The organism is Amycolatopsis sp. M39 (assembly GCF_001651785.1).
In the GTDB taxonomy this organism is placed as follows: Bacteria; Actinomycetota; Actinomycetes; order Mycobacteriales; family Pseudonocardiaceae; genus Amycolatopsis; species Amycolatopsis rubida.
In genome coordinates this window covers 73,325-99,456 of the sequence record NZ_LWSF01000003.1, presented here as the reverse complement: position 1 = coordinate 99,456, position 26,132 = coordinate 73,325, and the positions used below count along the sequence as shown (strand labels likewise).

The 26,132-nt window shown below is 69.9% G+C and carries 21 protein-coding genes; 9 read left to right on the top strand and 12 right to left on the bottom strand.

Features of this window, described 5'->3' with window-relative positions:
* From yidC to A4R44_RS09220, 5 genes are all read left to right on the top strand, one after another.
* A complete protein-coding gene (gene yidC / locus A4R44_RS09240) occupies positions 1 to 1,146 on the top strand; it encodes a membrane protein insertase YidC (RefSeq protein WP_067578312.1) in 1,146 nt (381 codons plus the stop codon).
* 28 nt (positions 1,147 to 1,174) lie between these two features.
* The gene (locus A4R44_RS09235; protein ID WP_067578310.1) at positions 1,175 to 1,714 is read left to right on the top strand and encodes a R3H domain-containing nucleic acid-binding protein; all 540 of its coding nucleotides are present in this window, start codon (positions 1,175 to 1,177) and stop codon (positions 1,712 to 1,714) included.
* Between the two features lie 633 nt (positions 1,715 to 2,347).
* Complete coding sequence (gene rsmG, locus A4R44_RS09230) at positions 2,348 to 3,028, top strand: 16S rRNA (guanine(527)-N(7))-methyltransferase RsmG (protein WP_067578308.1); 681 nt, start codon at positions 2,348 to 2,350, stop codon at positions 3,026 to 3,028.
* Positions 3,029 to 3,113: 85 nt separating this feature from the next.
* Entirely contained in the window at positions 3,114 to 4,037 is a 924-nt protein-coding gene (locus A4R44_RS09225; protein ID WP_067578306.1) for a ParA family protein, read from the top strand.
* On the top strand, positions 4,034 to 5,050 hold the full coding sequence (locus tag A4R44_RS09220; protein WP_067578304.1) for a ParB/RepB/Spo0J family partition protein: 1,017 nt from the start codon (positions 4,034 to 4,036) through the stop codon (positions 5,048 to 5,050). Before A4R44_RS09225 ends, A4R44_RS09220 begins: the two co-directional genes overlap by 4 nt.
* Before the next feature lie 131 nt (positions 5,051 to 5,181).
* Here the strand turns inward: A4R44_RS09220 and A4R44_RS09215 are convergent, their stop codons facing one another.
* Together A4R44_RS09215 and A4R44_RS09210 are read right to left on the bottom strand one after the other, a co-directional pair.
* Positions 5,182 to 6,132, bottom strand: coding sequence for a D-alanine--D-alanine ligase (locus tag A4R44_RS09215; RefSeq protein WP_067578302.1), 951 nt, complete (start codon positions 6,130 to 6,132; stop codon positions 5,182 to 5,184).
* Positions 6,133 to 6,162: 30 nt separating this feature from the next.
* Positions 6,163 to 7,482 (bottom strand): PLP-dependent aminotransferase family protein, encoded by a 1,320-nt coding sequence (locus tag A4R44_RS09210; RefSeq protein ID WP_067578299.1) that lies wholly within the window; start codon positions 7,480 to 7,482, stop codon positions 6,163 to 6,165.
* Positions 7,483 to 7,663: 181 nt separating this feature from the next.
* Between A4R44_RS09210 and A4R44_RS09205 the strand changes: the two genes are divergently transcribed.
* Positions 7,664 to 8,308 (top strand): GNAT family N-acetyltransferase, encoded by a 645-nt coding sequence (locus tag A4R44_RS09205; protein ID WP_093572290.1) that lies wholly within the window; start codon positions 7,664 to 7,666, stop codon positions 8,306 to 8,308.
* An 868-nt stretch (positions 8,309 to 9,176) separates the two neighbouring features.
* Here A4R44_RS09205 and A4R44_RS09200 read toward each other — a convergent pair.
* From A4R44_RS09200 to A4R44_RS09160, 9 genes are all read right to left on the bottom strand, one after another.
* Complete coding sequence (locus tag A4R44_RS09200; protein ID WP_067578297.1) at positions 9,177 to 10,325, bottom strand: N-acetylmuramoyl-L-alanine amidase; 1,149 nt, start codon at positions 10,323 to 10,325, stop codon at positions 9,177 to 9,179.
* A 268-nt stretch (positions 10,326 to 10,593) separates the two neighbouring features.
* Positions 10,594 to 10,917: a thioredoxin gene (gene trxA / locus A4R44_RS09195; protein WP_067578295.1), complete on the bottom strand. Its 324-nt coding sequence runs from the start codon at positions 10,915 to 10,917 to the stop codon at positions 10,594 to 10,596.
* A 28-nt stretch (positions 10,918 to 10,945) separates the two neighbouring features.
* A complete protein-coding gene (gene trxB / locus A4R44_RS09190) occupies positions 10,946 to 11,938 on the bottom strand; it encodes a thioredoxin-disulfide reductase (protein WP_067578294.1) in 993 nt (330 codons plus the stop codon).
* Between the two features lie 94 nt (positions 11,939 to 12,032).
* A complete protein-coding gene (locus A4R44_RS09185; RefSeq protein ID WP_067578292.1) occupies positions 12,033 to 12,830 on the bottom strand; it encodes a hypothetical protein in 798 nt (265 codons plus the stop codon).
* Positions 12,827 to 13,492, bottom strand: a complete 666-nt coding sequence (gene sigM, locus A4R44_RS09180; protein ID WP_067578291.1) for an RNA polymerase sigma factor SigM — start codon at positions 13,490 to 13,492, stop codon at positions 12,827 to 12,829. The genes A4R44_RS09185 and sigM overlap by 4 nt, the downstream gene beginning before the upstream one ends.
* Positions 13,489 to 15,129, bottom strand: a complete 1,641-nt coding sequence (locus A4R44_RS09175) for a hypothetical protein (protein ID WP_369805859.1) — start codon at positions 15,127 to 15,129, stop codon at positions 13,489 to 13,491. The genes sigM and A4R44_RS09175 overlap by 4 nt, the downstream gene beginning before the upstream one ends.
* Before the next feature lie 79 nt (positions 15,130 to 15,208).
* Positions 15,209 to 16,987, bottom strand: a complete 1,779-nt coding sequence (gene murJ / locus A4R44_RS09170) for a murein biosynthesis integral membrane protein MurJ (RefSeq protein WP_161269300.1) — start codon at positions 16,985 to 16,987, stop codon at positions 15,209 to 15,211.
* Between the two features lie 696 nt (positions 16,988 to 17,683).
* Positions 17,684 to 19,846 carry a DUF6049 family protein gene (locus tag A4R44_RS09165; protein WP_067578289.1) on the bottom strand — a complete coding sequence of 721 codons (2,163 nt, stop codon included), beginning with the start codon at positions 19,844 to 19,846 and terminating at the stop codon, positions 17,684 to 17,686.
* Between the two features lie 14 nt (positions 19,847 to 19,860).
* The gene (locus tag A4R44_RS09160) at positions 19,861 to 20,367 is read right to left on the bottom strand and encodes an NUDIX hydrolase (RefSeq protein ID WP_009085315.1); all 507 of its coding nucleotides are present in this window, start codon (positions 20,365 to 20,367) and stop codon (positions 19,861 to 19,863) included.
* Positions 20,368 to 20,468: 101 nt separating this feature from the next.
* On the opposite strand from A4R44_RS09160, the gene A4R44_RS09155 reads away from it, so the two are divergent.
* The 3 genes from A4R44_RS09155 to A4R44_RS09145 all read left to right on the top strand — a co-directional run bounded on the left by A4R44_RS09155 (position 20,469) and on the right by A4R44_RS09145 (position 24,211).
* On the top strand, positions 20,469 to 21,926 hold the full coding sequence (locus A4R44_RS09155) for a CCA tRNA nucleotidyltransferase (protein WP_067578287.1): 1,458 nt from the start codon (positions 20,469 to 20,471) through the stop codon (positions 21,924 to 21,926).
* A gap of 141 nt (positions 21,927 to 22,067) precedes the next feature.
* On the top strand, positions 22,068 to 23,393 hold the full coding sequence (locus A4R44_RS09150; protein WP_067578285.1) for a sensor histidine kinase: 1,326 nt from the start codon (positions 22,068 to 22,070) through the stop codon (positions 23,391 to 23,393).
* The gene (locus A4R44_RS09145; protein ID WP_067578283.1) at positions 23,378 to 24,211 is read left to right on the top strand and encodes a hypothetical protein; all 834 of its coding nucleotides are present in this window, start codon (positions 23,378 to 23,380) and stop codon (positions 24,209 to 24,211) included. Before A4R44_RS09150 ends, A4R44_RS09145 begins: the two co-directional genes overlap by 16 nt.
* Here A4R44_RS09145 and A4R44_RS09140 read toward each other — a convergent pair.
* Positions 24,197 to 26,089, bottom strand: coding sequence for a TNT domain-containing protein (locus tag A4R44_RS09140; protein WP_067578281.1), 1,893 nt, complete (start codon positions 26,087 to 26,089; stop codon positions 24,197 to 24,199). The two genes, A4R44_RS09145 and A4R44_RS09140, sit on opposite strands and share 15 nt — an antisense overlap.
* Positions 26,090 to 26,132: the final 43 nt, after the last annotated feature.

The window sequence follows — 26,132 nt, the reverse complement described above, 5'->3', positions numbered from 1 at the left end:
GTGCTCGATTTCATCTACTACCCCGTGTCCTTCATCTTGTGGTGTTGGCACAAGGTCTTCGGGTTCGTCTTCGGGGAAGCGACCGCGATCTCGTGGATCCTCGGCATCATCTTCCTGACGTTCACCGTCCGCGGCATCATGTTCAAGCCGTTCGTGAACCAGGTCCGGTCGATGAAGAAGATGCAAGACTTCGCGCCGGAAATGAAGAAGATCCAGAAGAAGTACGCGAACGACCGGCAGCGCCAGGCGCAGGAGATGCAGAAGCTCCAGCGCGAGCACGGCGTCAACCCGCTCGGCAGCTGCCTTCCGATGATCCTCCAGATCCCGGTCTTCATCGGCCTGAACCACGTGCTGCGCGCGTTCACCATGTCGCCCGCTGGCGGCGGTCCGAAGACCGAGAACTACTTCTTCAACGCGCAGGACGTGAACTCGTACGTCAGCGCGAAGCTCTTCGGCGTCAACATGGGCGAGGCGGTCAACAACGGCGTCGGCGCCGTCGCCGGGCACGTCGCGAACGGCGGGTGGCACTGGGAGGTCCTCCCGGTCGCGCTGCCGCTGATGATCATCGCCTCGATCGCCACGCACCTCACCGCACGGCACTCGGTCTCCCGGCAGAACGCGTCGGCCGCGGGCACCGCGCAGACCGCGATCATGAACAAGCTCACCATGTACGTCTTCCCGCTCGGCGTGCTCGTGTTTGGTGCCTTCTTCCCGCTCGGCCTGCTCTTCTACTGGCTGGCGAACAACGGCTGGACGCTCATGCAGCAGCGCCTCGTCTACACGAAGATCGACAAGGAAGAGGCGGCCCGCAAGGCGGAGGCGGCCGAGAAGCGCGCGTCGCTCGGCCCGAAGCCGGGCCAGAAGCCGACCGCGCCGAAGGTCGGGCAGAAGCCGGTGCAGCAGAAGAAGAACCAGCAGCAGGGCCAGCAGGGCAAGGTGACCAAGGCGGGTTCGGCGCACGGCTTCGCGCAGACCTCGTCGGCAGGCAAGTCCGGCGGCGTCGCTTCCTCGGAGAAGAAGGCGGCCGAACCGGCGGAGAGCGCGCCGGAGCAGACGTCGACCCAGAACGGATCGAAGGAGAACGGCACCGGGGTGCCCGGACTCCTCAAGGACTCGAACAGGAAGTCGGGCCGGAAGCGTCGCTGACGCTTCGGGTTCGGAGAGGAGACGAAAGATGTCGGAGACGGTCGACACGATCGACGCCGATCAGGAAGAGACGAGCGCACCGGCCGAGCCGAAGGCGGGCGGTGACGACGCTCTCGTGCAAGAGGGCGACATCGCCGGCGACTACCTTGAGCGTCTGCTGGACCTGCTCGACTACGACGGCGACATCGACCTGGACGTCGAGGCGGGCCGCGCGATCGTCAGCATCGACGGCGGCGACGACCTGGAGAAGCTGGTCGGCCCCCGCGGCACGGTGCTCGAAGCGCTGCAGGAGCTGACTCGTCTCGCGGTCCAGCAGGAGACCGGCTCGCGCAGCCGGCTGATGCTGGACATCGCCGGCTGGCGCGCGGACCGTCGCGAGGAGCTCCGCGAACTCGGCCGGTCCACCGCCGAGTCGGTGCTGTCGAGCGGCGAGCGGGTTCGCCTGCAGCCGATGAGCCCGTTCGAACGCAAGGTCGTCCACGACGCGGTCGCGACGGTCAAGGGCGTCACGAGCGAGAGCGAGGGCGAGGACCCGAAGCGCCGCGTGGTGATCTTCCCCGAGGACTGAGCCCTCGGACGCGATGATCCGCGTTGAGCACTGAGCCGAAGCGGCCCACCGGAATTAATCCGGTGGGCCGCTTTTTTTGTGCCTGCTTCCGACTCGTCGGCGGAGATGGGGCACGCCGTCTCAGCCGACTGTCTCAGCCGACTGTCTCAGCCGACTGTCTCAGCCGACTGTCTCGGTCGGTCCCGCTGAACGGCCCGGCCACTCGGCGCTGGCTTCCCTCCGGACCACTCCGTCTCCGGCCGCACCGCTCGGTGCCTCCATCGCTCGCCTCCGGCTTCGCGTACTCGGCCGGTGGCTGCGGTCTTCCGTTCGGTGGGTTCGTGCGCCGAGCTGGCTGATCTCGTTCGTCGTGCCGCAACTCGTCTGCTCCTCTCTCCCGGCCTCTCAGGCTTCCGGCGCGGGTGCCGCGGTGGCTCGGCGGCGGAGCGAATTACACGCGTGGCGTTTCACGTGAAACTCCCCGCCCTTGCCGCACCCGGGCGATCGCGTTTCACGTGAAACGACCTGTGGATCGCTCGGCGTCTGAGTGGAGTTGTCCACAGTTGCGGTCTGTCGGCTCGATTTGGCGTCGGCATCAGGGACAATCAAGCGAGCGCGTTTCACGTGAAACGCGCGGAGCGAGGAGTGGGAGTAGTGAGCTTGGACGGCGCCACCGGGACGGTCCGGACCGCGGCGGTGGAGGTGTTCGGGGAGCGCGTCGAGCAAGCCGCCGGGTACGTGGAGCTGCTGGCGACTCATGGGGTCGAGCGAGGCTTGATCGGACCGCGTGAGGTCGAGCGGCTGTGGGAACGGCACGTGCTGAACTCCGCGGTGATCGGCGAGCAGATCCCGTCCGGGGCGCGCGTGGTCGATGTCGGGTCGGGCGCGGGGCTTCCGGGAGTACCGCTGGCGATCGCTCGACCGGACCTCGATATCGTGCTCGTGGAACCCATGGCTCGCCGGATTGACTGGTTGGCCGAGGTCGCCGAGAATCTGGAACTCCCGATCACCATCGTCCGTGGACGCGCCGAGGAGCGGTCCGTACGCGAGCAGCTGAGTGGCGCAGACGTCGTCACCGCCCGCGCGGTCGCCCCTCTTGCTCGGCTCGCGGGCTGGTGCCTTCCCCTGGTTCGTCCCGAAGGTCGACTGGTTGCCCTCAAAGGCGCCAGTGCTGCCGAAGAGATCTCCCGTGACCGCGACGCGGTGCGCAAGGCTGGTGGTGCCGAACCACAGGTCGCGGAATGCGGGAAGGCGGTTCTCGAAGTCCCCAGCACGGTGGTCCTGATCCGTCGCCTGCCGCCGAAGCCGAACCGGCCACGCGGCAGACGGAGCTAGCGAACGACAACAGCCGCGCCGTTCCACGTGAAACATCGCGGTGTGAACGCCCCGAATCGTCTACCAGGAGGAGGTGTCGAGACCGGTGAATCCCCCGCCGTCCGACTCCGCGGAGGCCAGCCAAGAGATGGGCTGGACGCCGATCGCTGAAGAAGCCGTTCGCGCCGCGAGCGTGCTCCACCCCAAGGAAGGGGTACTCCCCCGGCCGTCTCGCCGCCGGGTGCTTACCGTCGCCAACCAGAAGGGCGGGGTCGGCAAGACGACGAGCACCGTCAACCTGGCCGCGGCGCTCGCCGTGCACGGGCTGAAAACGTTGGTGATCGACCTTGACCCGCAGGGCAACGCCAGCACCGCACTCGACATCGACCACCGTTCCGGGACGCCCTCGATTTACGAGGTGCTCATCGGCGAGGTCTCGATCGCCGAGGCCGCGCAGCAGAGCGAGCAGTCCCCCAACCTCTACTGCGTGCCCGCGACGATCGACCTCGCCGGTGCCGAGATTGAACTCGTCTCCATGGCGAACCGCGAGACGCGGCTCAAGGAGGCGCTGTCGTCCGGGGCGCTCGACGAGCTCGGCGTCGACTACGTCTTCATCGACTGCCCGCCGTCGCTCGGTCTCCTCACCGTCAACGCGATGGTGGCTGCGCAGGAAGTGCTCATCCCGATCCAGTGCGAGTACTACGCGCTCGAAGGTCTCGGGCAGCTCCTCAGCAACATCGAACTCGTGCAGCAGCACCTCAACCGCGAACTCAGCGTGTCGACGATTCTGCTCACCATGTACGACGGTCGCACCAAGCTGGCCGACCAGGTGACCAACGAGGTCCGGAACCACTTCGGCGACACGGTGCTGAAGACCGTCATCCCGCGCAGCGTGAAGGTGTCCGAGGCACCTGGCTACGGCCAGACTGTCCTCTCCTACGACCCCGGTTCACGTGGTGCCATGAGCTATCTCGACGCGGCGAAGGAGATCGCCGAGCGGGGTGTGAACGAGAGGAGCAGCACCACATGACTGAGCGCAGAGGAGGACTCGGCCGCGGACTGGCGGCCCTGATTCCCACCGGGCCGGCGACGTCTCCGGCCGCGAGCGACACCAGCGCGCCCGCGGCCGCAGAGGCGGCGCGCGAGGACAAGGGCTGGTTCGCGGCGAACGGCGCGGCGGGCCAGCCAATCGCGGGCGGCGAGGTCGCCGGCGCGGTCTATCGCGAGATCCCGGTCAGCTCGGTCAAACCGAACCCGAAGCAGCCTCGCCAGGTTTTCGACGAGGAAGCGCTCGCCGAACTCGAGCATTCGATCCGCGAGTTCGGGCTCATGCAGCCGATCGTCGTCCGAGAACTCGGCAACGACGAGTACGAACTCGTCATGGGCGAGCGTCGGCTGCGCGCCTCGCAACAGGCGGAACTAGAGGCGATCCCCGCGATCGTCCGGCAAACCGCCGACGAGTCGATGTTGCGGGACGCGCTGCTGGAGAACATCCACCGCGTGCAACTGAACCCGCTCGAAGAGGCGGCGGCTTATCAGCAACTGCTCGACGAGTTCGCGGTGACACATGAGGAGCTGGCCGGTCGCATCGGCCGCAGCCGTCCGGTCATCACGAACACCATCCGGTTGCTCAAACTCCCCCTCCCCGTGCAGCGGAGGGTGGCCGCCGGGGTCCTGTCGGCCGGGCACGCGCGGGCGCTGCTGTCGTTGGAGGATCCGGAAAGCCAGGAAGAACTGGCGGCGCGGATCGTCGCGGAGGGCATGTCGGTGCGTGCCACCGAGGAAGCCGTCACGCTGAAGAAGAGCGAGAAGCCGGCGAAGCCGAAGGCCGCCCCCCGCAAGCCGATGCAAGCACCCGGATTGCAGGAACTCGCGAACCGGCTGTCCGATCGATTCGACACCCGGGTGAAGGTCGACCTCGGCCGGCGCAAGGGGCGCATTGTTCTCGAGTTCGGGTCGGTCGACGATCTTGAGCGGATCGTCGGGATCATCGACGCGAATTCTGGGGAAAAATCGGCGAATCAGAGCGACGAAACCGATTAGGGATCACCCAGGGTCGTTTCGTCACGGTGATGATTGCGGATCGAGGCAGCCATGGTTACCCGGAGTGGCCGCTGGAATCGACCGGCGCGGGGAAGGGCGGCAGTCCGCCGCCCGCCCCCGTCCGCCTGGTTTTAGTTCGCGCGGGCGACGGCACGCGCGACGAGGTCCGCGAAAACTGAGCCGAGTGTGGTGCCGGCGGCTTCGACCGCCATCGGCACCGTCGACGTTTCGGTGAGACCCGGCGAGAGATTCACTTCGAGGAAGTGGACTCCCCCGTCCGGCGTGATCACCGCGTCGGTGCGCGAGATGTCGCGCAGCCCGAGCCACCGGTGCGCGCCGACTGCGAGTTCGCTGACTGCCTTCGCGGCCTCGTCGGAAATCCGGGCCGGGGAGAAGAAGTCGGTGAGACCCGCGGTGTAGCGCGCGGTGTAGTCGTAGACGCCGCTCTCCGGCACGATTTCGACCGCGGGCAGGGCCACGGCCCCGTTCTCCCCTTCGATGACCGTGACGGCCACTTCAACGCCGTCCACGAACCGTTCCGCGAGCACGGTGTCGCCGTAGGCGAAGCAGCCGACCATCGCCGCGGGCAGCTCCGCCGCTTCCCGGACCACCTGCGTGCCGAGCGCCGACCCGCCCTGATCCGGCTTGAGGATCAGCGGCAGGCCGAGCCGTTCCACCATCGCGTCGAGCACTGACTGCGCGCCCAGCTCGCGGAAAGTGCTGTGCGGCAACACAATCCAGTCCGGCGTCGAGAATCCGGCCTGCTGCACGAACGCCTTCGCGGTCGGCTTGTCCCAGGCGCGGCGGCAGCCTTGCGAGTGGGTGCCGACGAACGGCACGTCGAGCATCTCCAGCACGGTCTGCACCGAGCCGTTCTCGCCCTCGCCGCCGTGCAGGGCGACGACAACCGCGTCCGGACGCTGCGTGCGCAGCCGTTCCAGCAGCCCGGCGTCGGTGTCCCACTCCTCCACCGTGAGGCCCTCGGCCCGCAGCGCGGCGGACAGCCTGCGTCCGGAGCGGAGCGAAACGTCGCGTTCGTGGGAAAGCCCGCCGGCGAGCACGGCAACGGTACGGTCGACCACCGTGGGAACTCCTTAGTGTTGCTGGGCCGGTCAGACCGTGTCCGGAGACGGGGTCTCGGGCCCCGGGATGGTGCGCGCCTTCACGCTACCGAAGGTGCGGCTGAGGTCCATTTCGGACTCAAGCACCGCGGCGAGCCGGCGCACGCCCTCGCGGATGCGCTCCGGCGTCGGATAGCAGTAGGACAACCGCATCTGACGGGAGCCGAAACCGTCAGCGTAGAAACCGGTGCCGGACGCGTACGCGACCCGAGCGGTGACCGCGCGCGGCAACATCGCCTTGGTGTCAACGCCTTCCGGCACGGTGACCCACACGTAGAAGCCGCCGTCGGGGTTGGTCCAGGAGCAGCCGGGCGGCAGATACTGTTGCAGCGCCGACAACATCGCGTCGCGGCGTTCGCGGTAGTTCTCCCGGAACTTCTTGATCTGGCCCTTCCAGTCGTGCGTCGTGAGGTAGCGCGAGACGATCATCTGGTTGAAGGTCGGCGGGCACAACGTCGCGGATTCCGCTGCCAGCACAAGCTTTTCGCGCACCGCGTGCGGCGCGAGCACCCAGCCGACGCGCAGCCCGGAGGCGAACGTCTTCGAGAACGAGCCGAGGTACACGACGTTGTCCGGGTCGAGCGAGCGCAGCGCCGGGTAGGTCTGGCCGTCGAAACCGAGCAGGCCGTACGGGTTGTCCTCGATGATCAGCACGCCGTGCTCGCGGCAGATCTCCACGATTTCCGGACGCCGCTCGACCGACAGCGTCACGCCGGCCGGGTTGTGGAAATTCGGGATCGTGTAAAGGAATTTGACCCGCTGCCCGGCCTTTTCGGCTTGGCGCAAGGCTTCCCGCAACCCTTCGGGCACGAGACCGTGCTCGTCCATCGCGACATGCACGACGTTCGCCTGGTAGGCGGAGAACGAGCCGAGCGCACCGACGTACGACGGGCCTTCGGCGATCACGACGTCACCCGGGTCGCAGAAGAGCCGGGTCACCATGTCGAGGCCCATCTGGGAACCGACGGTGACCACGACGTCGTCGGGGTGCGCCTTGATCCCCTCCAGAGCCATGATTTCGCAGATCTGGTCACGCAGTGCGGGGATCCCGTGCGCAGACCCGTACTGCAGGGCGACGAGCCCCTCCTCGGCGATGATCTCGCCGACCTGAGCCGAGAGGGTGTCGAGCGGCAGCGCGGCGAGGTTCGGCATGCCGCCGGCGAGCGAGACGACCTCCGGCCGGCTTGCCACTGCGAAAAGCGCGCGGATCTCGGATGCGGTCATCCCGGCGGTACGTGCTGCGTACCGGTCGAGGTGCGGGTCGAGATTGTGGCGGCCGGTCTGCGGCTTTGCTGGGCGGTTCTCGGTCATCGGACACCTGAGGGCTCGGTGGTACCTGCTGGTAGATCCATCGAGTGTAACCGCGGCCTCTTCCGGCTCCCCGCTCTTCCGGCGCTTGTCACATCGGCCTATCCTCGGGATGGTTCTTCCGGCGCTGCCTGCGCTCTTGCGGGCGCGGATGCCGGAGTTGCGGGGTTCAGGGAGGTTTCAGGTGTCACGTCGCGTGGTGGGCGTCACCCTGGACAATCTTGAGCACCTGCCGAAGAGCTGCCGGCAGTGCGTGTACTGGGAGCTCGCGCCGCATCTGAAGGCCCAGGCCGAGGAGTACGGCTCCACCGAGGTCGAGAAGGAAGCCTGGGTGTCCAGCGTGCTGCTGGAATGGGGTTCCTGCGGCCGCATCGTCTACAGCGACACACTGCCGGTCGGGTTCGTGCTCTACGCCCCGCCGAACGCGGTGCCCCGCTCGCTCGCCTTCCCGACGTCGCCGCCGAGCGCCGACGCCGTCCTGCTCACCGCCTCCCAGGTCCTGCCGGAATTCCGCGGCGGCGGCCTCGGCCGGATGCTGGTGCAGGCCGTGGCGAAGGACCTGACCAAACGTGGCGTCCGCGCGATCGAATCCTTCGGCGACGCCACCCCTGACGACGAGGATCCGCTGGGCCAGCACTCGTGCGTGCTGCCCGCGGCTTTCCTGCAAAGCGTGGGCTTCAAAACGGTGCGTCCGCACCCCAAGTACCCGCGACTGCGCCTGGAACTGCGCTCGGCGATCAGCTGGAAGGAAGACGTCGAAGCCGCGCTGGAACGTCTGCTGGGCCAAGTGACGATCACGACCGCGGAACCGAGCCTCGGCCGCGCCTGACCGGAGCTTCGCGCCTGACCGGAGCTTCGCGCCTGACCGGAGCTTCGCGCCTGACCGGAGCTTCGCACCTGGGCCGGGCAGATCAGCCAGAATGACCTCGCTGACACCCACCATGAACGACCCGCCTGGCTAGCCCGCAGTGCCCCGCCACTCCCCGGCCGGCCGGTCACTCTCCGTGCCGACCGCCGCGCCAGCTACCGGGTCTCGTCCGCTTCATGCGCTCCGCAATCCACCCATTCCCGACCCGGTACGCAGCCGCTCGAACCGCATCGCCCGAGGTCAGCCCCAGCCTCTCCGCCGCCGACTCGGGTGGAGTTCCGTTGCAGCCAGACCGCGCCCGACGAGCTCTATACCACTTCCGATTCGCTCGGAAAACACCCACTCCCGGTACCTGTGCACAACTGTGGAAGAGTCCCCGAGTTATCCACAGATTGCAGATAGAGGCCGTGGAAAAGCTGTGGATGGATAGAATGGATCTGGGGACGCCCCCCCGGGAAGGGTGGGGGCTGCCCCCAGGTGTGGTGGGTGTTGTGGCGGTGGGGCGCAAGTTCTTGTGGCGCCGGTTAAGCGGTGTGGTGGCTCCGGTTGTTTGGTGTTCTGGGTGCGGATGGCGGGGTGTGGGGGTGGGGCTGGAGTCGTGGGGAGACTCGGCCGAGGGGGAGGCGGCTGGCGGTGACTGTGGGTAGTGGTTGGTAGAGGTGAGTGCGGGTCAGCACGGGTAAACGGGAGCAGGCGGGGGCTGAGCGGGCGGTGGGGCGTCGGGGCGCGCTGAGCGGGGCCCTGGCGGTATTCGCGGGCAAGGGCCGGGGCAGGGCGAATCAGGGCGTAGCTAGGGGCAGGGACGAACCGCGAGGGTGAATAGCGAGAGCTATTCGGCCTTGGCCAGTTCGTGGGCCAGGACGTCGGCGAAGGTGAACGTGCCGGTCGGCTGGTCGCCTTCGCCGAGGAGGTAGAGGCGCTTGACCGCGATGAGGATGCCCTCGGCCACGACGTCGCGGAAGGCGGGGTCGCCGAGGCGGGCGGCGTCGTCCGGGTTTGTCAGGTAGCCGATTTCCACGCGGACCGCCGGGCAGCGCGTGCGGGTGAAGATCTCCCACGTCTTGTAGTGCGTGCGGCAGTCCAGCAGGCCGGTACGGGCCGCGACCTCGCGCTGGATGAAGCCGGCCAGCAGTTCGCCGACGGTGGACGTCGTGCCGTTGCCGGTGCCGAAGTGGAAGCTCGCCACGCCCTGCGCGCGCGGCGACGGGTTGCTGTCGTTGTGCAGCGACAGGAACAGATCCGCGCCGGCGTCATTGGCGAAACGGGCGCGTTCGAAATCCGTCGGGCTGTGGTTCGGGCCCCGGCTGATCAGGGCCTCCATGCCGGTGGCCTGCATCCGGCCTTCAAGCCGGCGCGCCAGGTCCCAGGCGATGTCCGCTTCGCGCAGGCCGCCGGCGACCACGCCGAGGTCTTCGCCGCCGTGGCCCGGGTCGATCACGATGCGCTTGCCGCGCAGACGCGGGCCCGCCTGGCGCACCTGCTCCTGCTCGCGCAGGAAAACCGGGCGGCCGCCGCGGGCGCGCGGCGACGACAGGCGGTGCAGTTCGCGGATGGTGGCCGGGCCGCAGATACCGTCCGACGTCAGCCGCATGTCGCGCTGGAAGGTGCGCAGGGCGCGCTCGGTCTGGGGACCGAAGTAGCCGTCCGGGCGGCCCGCGTCAAAGCCCAGCTCGGTGAGCCGCTCCTGAAGAGTGAAAACGTCGTCGCCCTGCACCGGCGACGACAAAAGGTACTGGAGCGGGCGGCTCCCGAGGTGATAGCTGGCGCCCTTGAGCGCCTGGTACGTCGCCGGGCCCACCACCCCGTCGGTGATGAGCCCGCGGCGCTGCTGGAACGCGCGCACGGCCTGCTCCACCGCGACGTCGAACGTGTTGTACCGCTCGGTCCCCGCCACCGGCGGGAGCAGATCCATCCCGGCAAGGATCGACCTGATCTCGGCGACGTCGGGACCGGCGTCACCGCGGCGGAGTACCCGCATGCACTCCTCGCTCTTCCTCAGGCACCGAAACCGGCTCGATGCGAAACAGAAACCCGGGTAGGGGTGTACCCAGGCACCCATTGTGCCCTGTGAACTCTCGGTAAGGACGCAGGCCCGGTCGGTGCGCCATCGGAGGGGTGCGCGCCGGTTGCCGGGACACGCCGGGCGTACCTGCGCGCACACCCCCGCGCGGGTGGTTCCCGAACGAGCGAGAACCCGGACCGGCGAGTCGATCGCCGCTGGCCCGGGTTCTCAGCAGGTGGACCGCTCAGAGCACGTCGGCGAGATCGGACAGCAGCGCGGCCTTCGGCTTCGCGCCCACGATCTGCTTCACCGGCTTACCGCCCTGGAACAGGATCAGCGTCGGAATCGACATCACCTGGTAGTCACGCGCCGTGTTCGGGTTCTCGTCGATATCGAGCTTCGCGACCTTGATCTTGTCGCCGTTTTCCTTCGCGATCTCCTCGAGTACCGGGGCGACCATCTTGCACGGCCCGCACCAGGTCGCCCAGAAATCGACGAGAACGGGCTTCTCGCTGGTCAGGACGTCGTCCACGAACGACTTGTCGGTCACCTTCACGGGTTCGGACATCGCTTGCTCCTTCAACTCGGTGGAAAAGTCAGTGCTCGCCGACGCCGTAGCCGCCGCCGACCAGCTCCGGTGCTTCGTTCGCCTCGGTCTCGCCGTGCTCCGCGAGCCATCGTTCCGCGTCGATCGCCGCGCTGCAGCCGGAACCGGCCGCGGTGATCGCCTGCCGGTAAGTGCGGTCCACCAGGTCGCCCGCGGCGAACACCCCGGGCAGGTTCGTGTACGACGTGCGGCCCTGGGTGAGCACGTAGCCGTCCTCGTCCACGTCCACCTGACCGCGCACCAGTTCGCTGCGCGGATCGTGGCCGATCGCGACGAAGAACCCGCTCACGTCGAGCGTCTTCTCCTCGCCGGACTTCGTGTCGCGCACCTTCAGGCCGGACACCGTCCCGTCGCCCTCGACCCCGGTGATCTGCGAGTTCAGCTGCCACTTGATCTTCTCGTTCGCGCGAGCGCGCTCAAGCATGATCTTCGAGGCCCGGAACTCGTCGCGGCGGTGCACGATCGTCACGGACTTGGCGAACTTCGTGAGGAAGGTCGCCTCCTCCATCGCCGAGTCGCCTCCACCGGCCACCGCGATGTCGTGGTCGCGGAAGAAGAAACCGTCACAGGTCGCACAGGCGGACACTCCGTGGCCGAGCAGCTCCTGCTCGCCCGGCACCTTCAGGTACCGCGCGGCGGCGCCCATCGCCAGCACGACGGCGCGCGCGGCGTAGCGCTGGCCGTTCGCGACGACGTACTTCACCTCGCCGGTCAGCTCAAGCGACTCGACGTCTTCCGCGCGCAGCTCGGCTCCGAACCGTTCGGCCTGCTTGCGCATCTCCTCCATCAGGTCCGGGCCCTGGATCCCGTCGCGGAAGCCCGGGAAGTTCTCGACCTCGGTGGTCGTCATCAGCGCACCGCCGAACTGCGTGCCCTCGAACACCAGAGGTTCGAGCTGTGCGCGTGCCGCGTAGACCGCTGCGGTGTAACCGGCAGGACCCGACCCGACGACGATCAGGTTCCTGATTTCCTCGGCAGCCACCCGTCAACCCTCCGCTCGTCATGACCTGTGCTCCAGGCTCAACACGATCGTAGGTGGAGGTGTTCCCGGCGGTGACGCCCGCTACGTCCGGGCGCTACTTCTTGCCGACCACCTTGTCGAACAGCTTGTCCGGGTTCCCCGGCCCGCAGTCCGCGCCGAAGGCGACCAGCCGGAACTGCGCGAGCTTGCCGGTGGTGTAAATCGCCACCACGCCCGGCTTGCCCTCGACGGTCACCGGTCGCACGCCTTCCGGCCGCACCGCCGGATCCATGCCTGCCGCGGCGACGCACGCGTCGAAGCGTTTCGAGTCCTGCAACGGGCCGTAGTTCCGCACGCCGAGACCGCCGCCCAGCAGCGCTTCCGCACCGCTGCCGTCGCTTCCGACGGACGGGCCGCCGACCGCGGACGGTGCGGGAGCGGCGACGCCGGACGTGTCCGTCTTGGTCGCACCGGGAACTGTCAGGGTGATCGCTACCGCCGCGGCCGCGGCGGCGGTCAGGATCCCGGCGCCCCAGCCGAGCTGCCGGTTCCGCCGTTTCCGCGCCGCCGACAGGTCCACCACCGGCGCGACCGGCGGCTCAGCGGACTCCGGTGCGGCCGCCGGAAACGTCGCCTCCTGCCGGGCCGCCGACTCCGCGGCGAGCGCGGCGTCGAGCCTGGCCGCGAACTCGGCGGGCATCGGCGGGGCCGGTGCCGCGGCGAGCGCGGACAGATCGGCGGTGGTCGCCTCAAGCGCCTCGATGATCGCGCGCGCCTCCGGATCCGCGTTCACCCGCGGCCACAGCTGCGCTGCCTCCTGGTCGTCGAGGACCCCGGCGTGGAGGTCGGCGAGCAGGTCGACAGACCAGGGCGGTCCGATGGTTCCGCCTGCCCCCCGGCTCTCGTCCGTCATCGTCCCTCCCCGTTCCCCGGCGAGCGCTGGGCTCGCCCGGCACTCCGGGACTCCTCCGAAGTGGCGTGCTTGCGTTTGCTTTCGTTAGTTGGGACGTCGCCACCCCCGTCCGGGTTCCGCAGATGCCCGAGAACCTTCGCGAGTTTCCCCCGCCCGCGCGCGCACCGGCTCTTGACCGTGCCCTCGGCGATGCCGAGCATTTTCGCGGTCTCGGCCACCGAATAGCCCTCGACGTCGACGAGCAGGATCGGCGCGCGCTGGTCTTCGGGCAGCTCGTCGAGCGCCTTGCGGACCAGCAGGCTGGTTTCCTTCTCGGCCATCGAATCGCCGGGCGCGGCCGGTTCGTTGTACTCGCCGGTCTCGGGCAGCGGCACCGTCGGCCGGGCCTGCTTCCGCCGGATCCGGTCGAGGCACGCGTTCACCACGATCCGGTGCAGCCACGTCGTGACCTGCGACTCCGCGCGGAACTTGCCCGCCGCGCGGAAGGCCGAGATGAACGCCTCCTGCAGCGCGTCCGCCGCCTCTTCCGGATCGCGCAGCGTGCGCAGCGCTACCGCCCACATGCGGTCTCGATGCCGCCGGACCAGTTCACTGAACGCATGCGGATCGCCCGCGGCGTGTGCCGCGATCAGATCCGCATCCGTGGGAGCTGCAGCCGTCACCCGGCAGAGCCTACTGAGTCGTGCTCGCAGCTCACGCCGCAGGCAGGAAGCTCAGCTCTCCGANCTCCGATCTGGGTCAGGAAGCCGTCGCCGCCGTTGTCGCCCAGCTGGGTGATCCAGACGATGAAGTACTGGCTTTGCGTCGGCTGCTGCAGGGTGATCGTGGTGTCCGGCCCGTTCAGGTCGCCGCTCCCGACCACCTTGGTGTCGTCGAGCTGCGGATTCTTGCTGTCCGCCGACCGGATCTCGACCTTCGTGCCCGGGCTGTTCGCGCTGATTTTCACCTGCGCGAGGTTCACCGGGTTGTCGAACGAGACCGCGATGCCGACGCCGGGCTTCAGCGCGGGCAGCTGCTGCTGGTACTGGTCGGTCTTCCAGACCGTTCCCGGATCTCCGTCGATCGTGTTCTTCGCCCGGCCCGGGTTGTCGCCGGAGCCCTGCGGGTTGTAGACCGACGCCGACTTCGGGGCCACCGGGTCGCCGATCTTCGGGCCGGCCGGCGGCTGGTTCGACGGCGGTGGGGCCTGGTTGCCCGGGTTGGCCGGGGCCGAGCTGGGCGGTGCCGCGACGTTGATCGCGGGACCGGTCGGCTTGCCGTCGCCCTGGAACAGGTTGATCAGCATCAGCCCGCCCCACGCGAGGATCACCACGGTGGCGACCACCAGCACGGTGACGCCGAAGGCCAGCTTCCGCCGCCGCGCGACGTCCTTCACCGGCTTCTTCGTGGTCCAGATCGTGCCGTCGGTCTCCGCCGCCGCCTCGTCCTTGCCGACCGCGTTGATCAGCTGGGTGCGTTCCTCCTGCTCGGCGACCTGGCCGAGCACGCGAAGAATGGCCGAGCTGGTGCGGATCCCGCCGCTGCCGCCGTCCTCGATCGTGCGCACGGCCAGCGAGGACAGCTCCGGTGGCACCGCGGGCACCAGCGACCGCGGTGGCACCACGTGCCCCTGCGGCGTGAGCGGGGCCGCGGCAATCGCGGGCGGTCCGCCCGGCAGCGCCCAGCGTCCGGTGAGCAGCAGATACAGCACCGCGCCGAGCGCCTTGACGTCGTCGCGGAGAGTGGCTTCCGGCAGCGGGCCGGGGAAGGCGAGTTTGAGCGCGCCGCCCGGCGTGAGCCGTAGCCGCTGCGGGTGGTCGAGGCCGAGGACGAGACCGTTCTGGTGGGCATGGTCGACCGCTTCGGCGAGCGCCTGCACCATCCGCGCGGCCGCGGCCGGGGCCACCGGGCGCTGCGCGACCAGGTCCACCAGGTCGCTGCCCTTGGTCCACTCCGCCACCACGACGCCGAGCAGCCCCTCGCTGGAGGTGACCCCGCTGCCGAGGCTGAGCACGTCCAGCACCCTGGCGACGCCGCCGTGCCCGAACTTCGACGCGTGCGCGGCCCGTTCCAGGGTGCGCCTCGCCTGCCGCGCCGCCTCCGGATCGGCCGGATCGCCGACCAGCAGCGTCAGTGCGACGTCCCGTTTGAGCTGCCCGTCCCGCGCGCGCCACAGGTGCGCGGCGGCCCGCTCGTCTACCCCGAACTGGGCAAGCAGGCGGTACCGGCCGTCCCCTACGACGCGTCCGGGCGCGAGCGATCCGCCCCGGGCGCGAATGCCCGCGGCGTCCCCCGCCTGCTCGCTTCGTCTCGTGTCCACGCTCTCTCCCGCTTCGCTCCCGGCACCGAGGGTACCCGGATCATCAGCCGTAGAAGCGTCGTGAGTCGTGAATCAATCGTTACCCGCGCTTGATCAATCGGGTGAACCTCGATGTTACGGGCTTCAGCTCCTCGACCTTCAGCGCCATGAGCACCCCGAACGAGACCACGATCCCGACGACTCCTTGCAGGACGAGCTTGATCCAGGCGTGCGGAACCGGGCTGAGGGACGAGGGCACGATCAGCCCGACGACCCACGCGGCGCCGACCCCGAGGACACTCGCCACGACCGTGAACAGGATCACCCCGATCACCCGCTTGCTGCGCAGGTTGCCGAGCGTCACCCACAGCCACACCTGGCCGAGCATCGCGCCGATCACGTAAGTCAGCGCGTTCACCATCATGACGCCGAGCACGACGTTCTCCGGGTTCAGCAGCACCGGGCACAGGAACAGCAGCGGCACCTTGACCACGGTCATCACGATCATGATCAACGTCGGCGTGCGGGCGTCCTTCATCGCGTAGAACACCCGCATCTGGAGCATCACCAGCGCGTACGGCAGCAGCGCGAACGCCGTGATCGCCAGCGCCTGGCCCATCCGCTGGGCGTCTTCCAGCGTGCCCTTGCCCATCGCGAACAGCGCGACGCCCATCGAGGTGCCGACGATCGTCATCACCGCGGAGATCGGCACGAGGGTCACCGTCGAGATCCGCGAGGCATACGACAGGTCGCTGACCAGCTTCTTCGTGTCGCCGTCGGCGGCAGCGCGGCTCAGCCGCGGCATGATCGCGGTCAGCAGCGAGACCCCGAGCACGCCGTAGGGCAGCTGGAACAGCAGCCACGCGTAGTTGTAGGCGGTGACCCCGCCCGAGGTGCCCTTGGTGAGCACGCGGGTGGTGATCGTGAGGCCGACCTGGCTGACCGCGACATAGCCGACGACCCACAGGGCCAGCCCGCCGAACTCCTTCATCCGGCTGTCCAGGCCCCAGCGCCAGCGCGGGCGGAAGCCCGAGCGCAGCAGCGGCGGGATCAGCATGAGCGCCTGCGCGGCGATGCCGCCGGTGACGCCGAGGCCGAGGGTGAGCACCTTCGGATCGGTGATCGACGGATTGCCGGTGTCGATCGAACCGGGCATCAGCCACACCACGAGGATGGTGAAGATGACCACCAGGTTGTTGATCACCGGGGCCCACGCGGTCGGCCCGAACACGTGCTTGGCGTTCAGCATCGCCGAGACCAGCGCGAACACGCCGTAGAAGAAGATCTCCGGCAGCAGCAGGTAGGCGAACGCCGTGGTCAGGCCCGCGCTCGCCTGCCCGGACGAGTCGATGTAGAGCGAGGTGAACGCCGGTGCCGCGAGCACCGCGATCACGGTGCCGATGAACAGCACGGTGACGCCGGTGGTCAGCAGCCGTTGCGCGTAGGCCTGGCCGTGGTCCGGATCGTCTTGCGAACGCACCAGCAGCGGCACCACCACACTGGTGAGCACGCCGCCGAGCAGCAGTTCGAAGATGATGTTCGGCATCGTGTTCGCGACGTTGAACGAGTCGGTCGCGACCCCGGAACCGATCGCCGCGACCAGCAGCACCTTCCACAGGAAGCCGGTGATCCGGCTGATCAGCGACGCGATCGCCATCCGGCCGGATGCCTTGGCGACCGACGGACCCTCGTCCTTCGGCTGTTCGGGAGCCTCGGCCGGACGCGCGAGCGGCGCGTCCTTGATCCGCGGCATGACCTGGGTGGCCAGCGCGTCGTACGGGCGCAGCACGTCCGGGTCGGCGGTCGGCCAGCGCGAGGGGGCCGCCAGCGGGACGCCCGCGGTGCGCGGGATGAACCGGGTGGCGTCCGGGTCCCGCATCGCTTCTTCCTGCCACGGCCGGATCGGCGCGCCGGGACGCGGGCCGCGGCCGCGATGCACCGGCGGCTGCGGGCCCGGCACGTTCGCGGGCGGCGGGGTCGGTTGCGGAAGCTGGCCGCGGTTCGGCGGCTGGTTCGGCGGGATCGGCTGCGGGCCGGAGGGCGGGAGTTGCTGCGGACCGGAAGGCGGCCCGGACTGCCTCGGCGGGGGCGGCCTGCGCACTGGCGGCATGGCGGCCCTGGTCGGGGCCGGACGCTGGCCGTTCGGCGGTGGCGGCGGGACCCGGCGCGGCGCGCGGTCCCGAGGTTCGCGAGGATCCCGGTGATCACCGCCGCGCGGGTCGATCCGGCGCGGCTGGGCTCGGTCGGAAGGCGCCCGGTCGGCGGGCGGACGTTCGGCTGGCGGACGTTCGTCGGGCAACGGCATCCGGCGGGTGCCGCCCGGCGGCGGCTGCCTGCGGTCGGCGGCCGGCGGCGGCGGAGGCTGGCGACGGGCGTCCCGCACCGCGCGGCGAGGCTGGTCGCTCCGCCTCGGCGTCGCGCCGTCCCGCCGAGGACGACCCGCACGCTCGGGTGGTTGACCCGGCTCTTTGTCCAACGCGTGCCCAATCCTCGGCGGTCCCCTTGCCCCTGCCATTGTGGCAGCGCCGACCCAGGGTAATCGGGAACGGGCGCGAGCACCCGGCCCCTTCGGATGTCAGGGCGTGCCGCCGCGGCTTTCCTTGATCCGCCGGTAGATCCGCCGGGACGCCAGCAGCAGCAGCGCGCAACCAGCGACGACGGTGACGATAATGGTGATCGGGCCGTATTCGGTCGAGGTCAGCTCGAACCGCGCGGTCGCGCCGAGATCCGTGCCCGATGGGGTGGTCAAGGACACATCGACCGACAGGCGCCCGGCCCGCAGCGCCTCGATCTGCACGTACTTGGTCTGCCCGCCCTTCGCCGGGAAGAGCAGGTTCTTGTCCGCTTGTTCCGGCCGGACGCCCATGTTGTTCCTGAGCGCGATCTGCGCGGTGACGCCGACCGGCAGGTCGTTGTGCACGTACACCGGCAGCGGCGAGGATCCGGACGCGAGCGCAATCGTTTGCTTCGGCTGTTCGACGGTCACCTGGTCGCGGATCGCGGCGAGCTCCGCGGTGGCGTTCGCCGAGGCGGACGCCACCGCCGGCGGGCCGAACGCGGTCGAGCTTCCGCGGACCAGTGCGTCGCGCACCGGCCCGACGATGGCCTTCGGTTCGACCTGGTTGCGCGGGTCGATCTGCATCGCCGAGACCAGGCCGGTGGCGTCCTGGTCGAGGCCGGACAGCTGGCTGGCGACCGCCGCGCCGCCGTCCGAGCGGGTGTCCGCGGCCAGCGAAGCGCTGCCTTCGGGGGTGCTCCCCAGCAGGTCGTCGAGCGTCGAACCGGCCGTCACCCCCGCGTTGGTGAGCTTGCCGAGCCCGGACAGGAAGGCGTTCAGCTCGTCGGTGGTGGCGTCCCAGCGCCGCGGCGGAGCGACGAGAAGAGGCCCGCCGGTAGCTCCTTCGGTACGGCCGAGCCCGGCTTCGAAGGCGACTGCGGCGAGACCGTTCTGCGTCGAGACCGCGCGCTGCGACGCTCCGCTGTAGGTGGTCGGCGTTTGCGGGCTCGGGGTGAATCCGGTGAGACCGGCGGTGGCCATCGAGTTGGTCGGCTGCGCGCGCAGGCCGTCGGACAGGGTCGCCGCGCCGGTGACGGTTTCGTCGTCACCGCCCGCCCGCAGCTTGCCGCTGTCGGTGAGCACGGTCTGGAAGCCGCCCGACGAAATCGCCGACAATGCCTTCTCGTCCGGCGTCCCGCCCGGCCACAGCACCCCGCTCTTCGACTCGACGCCGAGCACCTGACGGATCGTCGCGGTGCCGTTCAACGCCGTGGTCATGAGGCTGGCATCAGGGTTGCCCTCGGCGCCGCGGATCTTGCCCAGCGTCGTGAGGTCGGCGTCGGCGAACGGCAGCGGGATCACGCATCGGCCGGTGACCAGCGCACGCAGCGCCGCCAGCCAGTTCGTCGCGGCGTCCGCGCCCTTGCCCGCCGCCCCGCCGCTGACCCGGTAGCCGTTTCGCATCGCGTCCACGGTGCGCAGCAGGTCCGGATCGAGGGCGAAACACAGCGAGCCGCCGACCTTCGGATTGGTCTCCTGCGCCGCTCGCGCCGCCGAGACCAGCGAATACAGCCGTCCGCCCGGGCTCAGCTCGTCGGCGAGCGAATCATCGGTGAGCGTCATCGGCACGCCGAACGGGGCGGACTGGATGTGCGGGGTGCTGTCGGTGACCGGCCACAGCACGGCCAGTTTCGCATGCCGCTGCGTCGCCTGGTTGCTCGTGTGCCCCGGCGTCGACAGCACCGGCATGAGCAAGCTCACCGCGGCGAGCCGGGCCGGACCGCCGTACTCCGGGGTGCCGTTCACGTTCACCAGCAGCGGGTACACACCCGGCCGGAGCGCCGCGCCGCGTGCTCCGGCGAGCGGCACGGTGATGGCCAGCCGGGCACTCTGGCCCGGCTCCAGTTCCTCGGCGAGCGAGGTGAACTCGGTGAGCGGGCTGTCCTGCACCGGGTTCCCGGCCAGCACCGAATCCATCGCGCGCGGGCTGGCGAGGCGTTCGCCGATCTGCAGCCGGGCCATCGGCTTGACGATCCGCCGGGATCCGGTGTTGGTCACCGTCCCGGTCACCGTGAGCGCCTGGTCCGAGCTGGTGATCACGCGCGGGTTCAGCTGGCCGAGGTCAAGCCGCAGCCGGGCCGGTTCCGGGGACGGATTCTCCTGCGCGCCCGCCGGCGCACCGAACAGCGCGGTGGCGGCGGCGATCAGCAAAGACAGCAAGAAGGCGGCGGGCCGCTTCACTCGGGTGCTCCCTCTCAGCCGCGCTCGTCGGGCGCGAAAAGTTCTGCTGCCCCGCGAACCAGCTTGCGCTCGTCCGCGTAGGCGAGGGTGGTCTCCAGCTCGGCCAGCGGGACCCAGGCGACCTCGGTCACCTCGACGTCCTCGTCCGACAGCTCGCCGCCGGTGGCTTCGAGCAGGAAATGGTGCACGGTCTTGTGCACCCGGCGCTGCTGCGCGACGAACCAGTAGTCGATGGTGCCCAGCGGGTGCAGCACGCGCGCGGAGATGCCGGTTTCCTCCTTCACCTCGCGCACCGCGGTCTGCTCCACCGTCTCCCCGTCCTCGATGTGGCCCTTCGGCAACGACCACAGCAGTCTGCCGTGTCGGTCGAGCCGCCCGATCAGCACCGCGCGTTCCCGCTCCGGATCGACGACCAGTCCGCCCGCCGAGGTCTCGTCGACCGTGGTCAGCCGCCTGCCGCGGTGGCGCCGTCGCCGCCGGCGCGGCGTCGGCGGCCCGGCGCGACCGGCGGATCCAGACATGCTGCGATGCTAGAGCAAACGGTCGCCCGGGTACTCTGGCTCTCCGTGTCCGTGTCCGGCGGCGTCCGCGGTGGTGGCGCCATTCTCGTGGTGGGATTCGAGTGAACAACCTGGTCGCCCAGCAGAACGCGGTGACGGAACTGATGCGAGTGTCCCCGTTGGCCGATGAGCTGGCCGAGCGCTTCGCCCGCGCCGGCCACAGCTTGTACCTGGTCGGCGGCAGCGTGCGCGACGCGCTGCTCGGCAGGACGACGAACGACCTCGACTTCACCACCGACGCGCGCCCGGACCGGGTGCTGCAGATCGTGAGCGAGTGGGGCGACGCGGTCTGGGACGTCGGCATCGCGTTCGGCACCGTCGGCGTCACCAAGAACGGGACGACGCTGGAGATCACCACGTTCCGCGCGGACAGCTACGACCGCGTCGGCCGCAACCCCGAGGTCACCTTCGGCGACACCATCGAGGGCGACCTGCTGCGCCGTGACTTCACCGTCAACGCGATGGCGATCGACCTGGTCGGGAAGACGTTCATCGACCCGCACGACGGCATGGACGCGCTCCGGCTGAAGGTGCTCGACACCCCGGCGCTGCCGCAGGAGTCGTTCGCCGACGACCCGCTGCGGATGATGCGCGCCGCCCGGTTCTCCGCGCAGCTCGGTTTCACCGCCGCGCCGCGCGTGGTCGAGGCGATGACGTCGATGTCCGAGGAGATCGACCGGATCACCGCCGAGCGGGTCCAGACCGAGCTGTCGAAGCTGATGCTGGCCCCGGACCCGCAACCGGGCCTTGAGCTGCTGGTCGACACCGGGCTGGCCGACCGGGTGCTGCCCGAATTGCCCGGTATGCGGCTGGCGATCGACGAGCACCATCAGCACAAGGACGTCTACCAGCATTCGCTGACCGTGCTCGCGCAGGCGATCGCGCTGGAGAAATCGCACGAACCGGCCAGCGGGCCGGACCTCGTGCTGCGGCTGGCCGCGCTGCTGCACGACATCGGCAAGCCGGCCACTCGCGAGTTCACCCCCGGCGGCGGCGTGAGCTTCCACCACCACGAGGTGGTCGGCGCGCGAATGACCCGCAAACGTTTGCGGGCACTGAAGTACTCGAAGGAGATCGTCGAGCAGGTCTCCCAGCTCGTGTTCCTCCACCTGCGGTTTCACGGGTACGGCGGCGGCGAGTGGACCGATTCGGCGGTCCGCCGCTACGTCACCGACGCCGGCGACCTGCTGACCCGGCTGCACAAGCTCGTCCGCGCCGATTCGACCACGCGCAACAAGCGCAAGGCGGCCGCGCTGCAGGCGACCTACGACGATCTTGAGGCCCGGATCGCGCGGATCAAGGAGCAGGAGGACCTCGACCGGGTCCGGCCCGATCTCGACGGCAACGAGATCATGCGGCTGCTCGGCCTCCCGCCGGGCCCGCAGGTCGGGCAGGCCTGGAAGTTCCTCAAGGAGCTGCGCCTCGACCGCGGTCCGCTGGAGCACGACGAGGCGGTCGCCGAGCTGAAGAAGTGGGCGGCGGCGGAGGGCCTCGGTTCGGGCCAGCCGCCGCAGAACTGAACCGCGGGATCGCGGACTTAACGGCGATCCCGCCGCGGCGGCGAAGCCGACGCCACATTAGAGCCACGATCCCCCTTTGGGCCCTGGATCATCGCCCGGGCAGCCGAGATACTCCCTGTCTCGAACCGAACAGGGGGATCGATGACGCGGCAGCAGGACGGGGACCGGCGCGGAGCCAGCTTTCTCGTCATGCTGCTGCGGCGCGGCACGCCCGCGCTGGCCACGGCGACGACCGGGCTGACCGACGAGATCGGCGATCCGACCCCGGTGCGCGCCTTGCAGCGGATCTCGCGGATGGCCGGTCCGGTCGACGAGCGGCAGCGCGACGGGCTGCTGCTGCGTGCGGCCCGGTATGTGGTGCTGGTTCCGCTTGTCTACCGGCTGCTGGTGGTGCCCGCGACGTTCGCGTCGTACGCGGTCAAGCACGGGTCGGCCGGGCTGGCGTCGGTCGCGGTCGTCGCGGTGTGCTCGGTGGCGCTGAGCGCGTTCGGCCTGTTCTGGATGATGCGCCGGGCCCCGTTCCGCAGCGATCTCGCGGGCCGGCTGCTGGTGGCCGACCTCGTGGCGACGCTCGCGTTCGAGCTGTTCATGGGTGCGACGGTGTCGCCCGCGGTGTTCCACGACGCGGTCGGCGTCGCGGACAAACACCTGCTCGGCAGCGTTGCCCTGGTCACCCTCGCCGTCGGCATCCCGTCCGGGATCGGACTGGCGGCGCTCAGCCTGCCGGTGCGGTTGCTGTCGGACCTGCTCAACCACGGCACCTTCGATTTCGCGCAGGCCGCGTCGCTGTACCCGACGATGTTCGGCGTCCTGTTCACCGCGGTCGGCGCGCTGATCCTGCTCGGGCTCGGGATCCGGCTGGCGCTGGCGTACGGGATTCGCAACGGGCGGCTCGCCGAACGCGCACGGCAGCACCGGATGCTGCACGACACGGTGCTGCAGACGCTGGAAGCGATCGCCCTCGGCGGTCCAGGGGATTCGGATCAGCGGCTGGTCGAGGTGCAGCGGCTGGCTCGCGCGCAGGCGATCGAACTGCGGCAGACGATCGAGACCGCCGCCGCGCAGCGAGCCGAGGAGGGCGCGCGGCCGCTCGGCGAGAAGCTCGCGGCGCTGGCCGCGGAGATGGCGCGGGACGGGCTGCGCGCGCAGCTGGTGATCGCCGAGCTGGACAACGACACGCTGTCCGAGGTCCGGCAGATCGCGATCCGCGACGCGGTGCGGGAAGCCATGCGCAACACGATGAAGCACGCGGAGACGGACAAGGTCGTGGTACGCGTGGAGGAACGCAACGGCGGGATCGCGGTGATCACGCGGGATCACGGCACCGGCTTCAGTCCGCAGGACCGGCCGGCCGGATTCGGTATCAGCGAGTCGATCACCGCGCGGTTGTCCGAGGTCGGCGGGACGTCGTTGGTCGAATCGAGTCCGGGGAGCGGAACGCGGGTGACGTTGTGGGTGCCGCTGTGAGCGGGGTGGCCGGAGCGCTGGCGGCGTACCGGGACGGCGATGTCGAGCGGGCAGGTGCGCTTGCCGCCGCGGCGGCAACGCCGTTGGGTGCTGAGCTGGCGACGTATCTCGCGGCGGGTCCGAGCGCTCCGGTGTACGACCAGCCGGCCGCGTTCACGGCGTTCATCCGCGGTGGCGGGAACGTCGAGTTGTACCGGCGGTTGAGCGAAGAACTGGCCGCGCGGTACGACTCCTGGCGTCCGGCCGCGTTGCTGGATCTCGGGTGCGGCGACGGGTCGGCGATCGAACCGGCGTTGGCGCGGGCCTCGTTCCGGCCGGAGCGGATCGACCTGGTGGAGCCGTCGGAGGCGCTGCTCGCGGACGTCGAAGTTCCTGGTGCGCGCCGGTTTTCGTTGACCGCGCAGGACTTTCTCGCCGCGGACGGTTCCACGTGGAACCTCACGCAGTCGACCTTCGCGCTGCAGTCGATCGAGCCTTCCGTCCGTGCCGCGGTACTGAGTGCGTTGCGGGGGCGGACGGAACGGTTGGTGCTGGCCGAATTCGACGTGCCGGACACCGCCGATCTGGAATCGCTCGTGCGGCGGTACGAACGCGGCGTCGCCGAATACGGCGAGCAGGCTTCCCTGGTGGCGCAAGGATTTCTGCTGCCGGTGCTGCTCGGCGTCGCCGCCGGGACGGCGCGGACGAACTGGGAGCATCCGGCCGCGCAGTGGACCCGGCAGCTCGCGGTTGCCGGGTTCGCCGACGTGACCGTGGAACCGCTGGCGGACTACTGGTGGGCGCCCGCCGTGCTGATCACGGCTTCACAGCCGGGATAGCGCTCCCTGTTCGAGGTGCTGCGCGATCGGCCGCGGCAGCAGGTACGCGGTGGCCCCGCCGGGCTGCTGGCCCCACGGCGTGGTGACGCCGGTCAGCACCCGGATCGTCCGCTGCACGCGGTACTCGTGCCGGTCGCGTTCGCGGTCCGGCGTCAGCGAGGTTTCGAGGAACCGCACCGCATTCGGGTGCACCAGGTTCCCGGCCTCGGGGCCGAACCGGACCACCGTCGTGCCGGCGGGCAGCGCGACGACCCGCTTGCCGCGGAAGAACGACAACGGCGGCTCGCCGCGCATCGGCAGGATCGGCCAGTCCGCGGGCTGATCGGATTCGTCCGGGGCCTGCGGCGGCAGCATCAGCAGCGTGCCGAGGAGGAACCGGGCCGCGTCGGCGAGATTGGCGAACGCCACCGGTTCCACCGCGGGCGGACGCGACACCTCCCAGCCGTTTTCCGCGCGGCGCAACGTCCACACGCCTTCGGCGGGCACCTCGTTCGCGCCGATCCGGTACGCCGACGACGGCACGCCGTGTTCGACGAGCCGCTGCTGCAACAGCGCCAACGTCTCGGCCCCGCGCAGCCCAAGGGTCGGCTCGCCGCGGACCGCGCGGGCGAGCGAACTGTCGTCCGGGATGTCGGCCTCGGTACGGCCCGGACGCGGTTTGCCGAGCACGTCCGCCTCGGCGGTCGCGCGCACCAGATCGCGCACGATCGGCGGCCGGAACCCGGCGGCGCGGATGTGCTCGACCAGCTCCGGCTCCGGCGGGACCCCGTATTTGCGCAGGTAGTGCGGTACGGCGGCGGGCCAGATCCAGGTGCCGTCGGTGTGGAAGGCCTGCGGCACGTCCGGCGGCGCGCCGGGCGCGAAGATGTCCGGCTGCGGTACGGGCCGGTGCAGCACGACGGGCGAGCGGAACAGGTAGTCGAGCACGCCGCGGACCTGGTCCGGCGGCACCGGCGGGCGGTTCACCACGGGTCGCTCGCCCTCGTTGTACGCGTCGACCGGATGCGCCTGGCGGAACCCGACGGTCAGCGGCAGCCCGGCCTTCGCGCCGAGCCAGTCCGGCAGGTGCTTGTCCGGGCGCGGGAACCGGGTCAGCTCCACGAGGTAGGACTCGCGGGCGGGCTCGCCGCCGGCGTTGGGCGGCAGCCGCCAGTCCGGCTCCTGGTCGGCGTCGAAGTCGAAATCGAACTGCGAATCGGCGTCGAGGGTGAAGGTGCCCTGGAACCAGGTGCCGGTCTCCGGCTGGTACATCGCGGCGCGCAACTGAGAGAACAGCGTGGTCAGCTGCGGCGTGCCGGGCAGCGCCACCGAAACCGGGCCGTTCTCGTCGCCGACCGCGCGGACCTCCAGCTCGGAGTAGTCGCCGATCTGCCGGAACTGCGCCGCCACCCGCGACCATCCGCCGGGCACCTGGCGCAGCGTGCGGCCGATCCCCCGCAGGATCCGGGTCTGGTCGCCGCCCTCGGTCTCGGCCTTCGGCTCGCCGTAGTCGTGCCGGGTCAGCCACAGCCCGGTGAGCTGCTTGCCCGGGACGCTCACCGAGAAATCGGTGAGCCCGAGCTGTGCCGCGCGCACCGGATCGTGCCGCGCCCAGCGCAGGGTCAGATTCGCCTGGTCGCCCGGCGCGACCTCGAACAGCTCGTCGTCGTACTCGACGTAGGTGCGCAGGTCGAACGTCGCGGGCACCTCGTTCGCGAGCACGACCCGCGCCGGCTTGCCCTCGTGCTCGCGGTCGAACCCCTCGGGCGCTTCCTCGTCGCCGACGACGGTCAGCAGCAGCGTGCCGTCGGTGGTGGAGCGTTGTGCCGCGAAAGTGCGATCGTCGAGCGTCGCGTACAGGCCGTCTGGGCGTTCTCCCGATTCCACCCGGTACCGCACGTCTGGTTCCTCCCCGAAGTCCCCCGTGTAGCCGCAACGAACT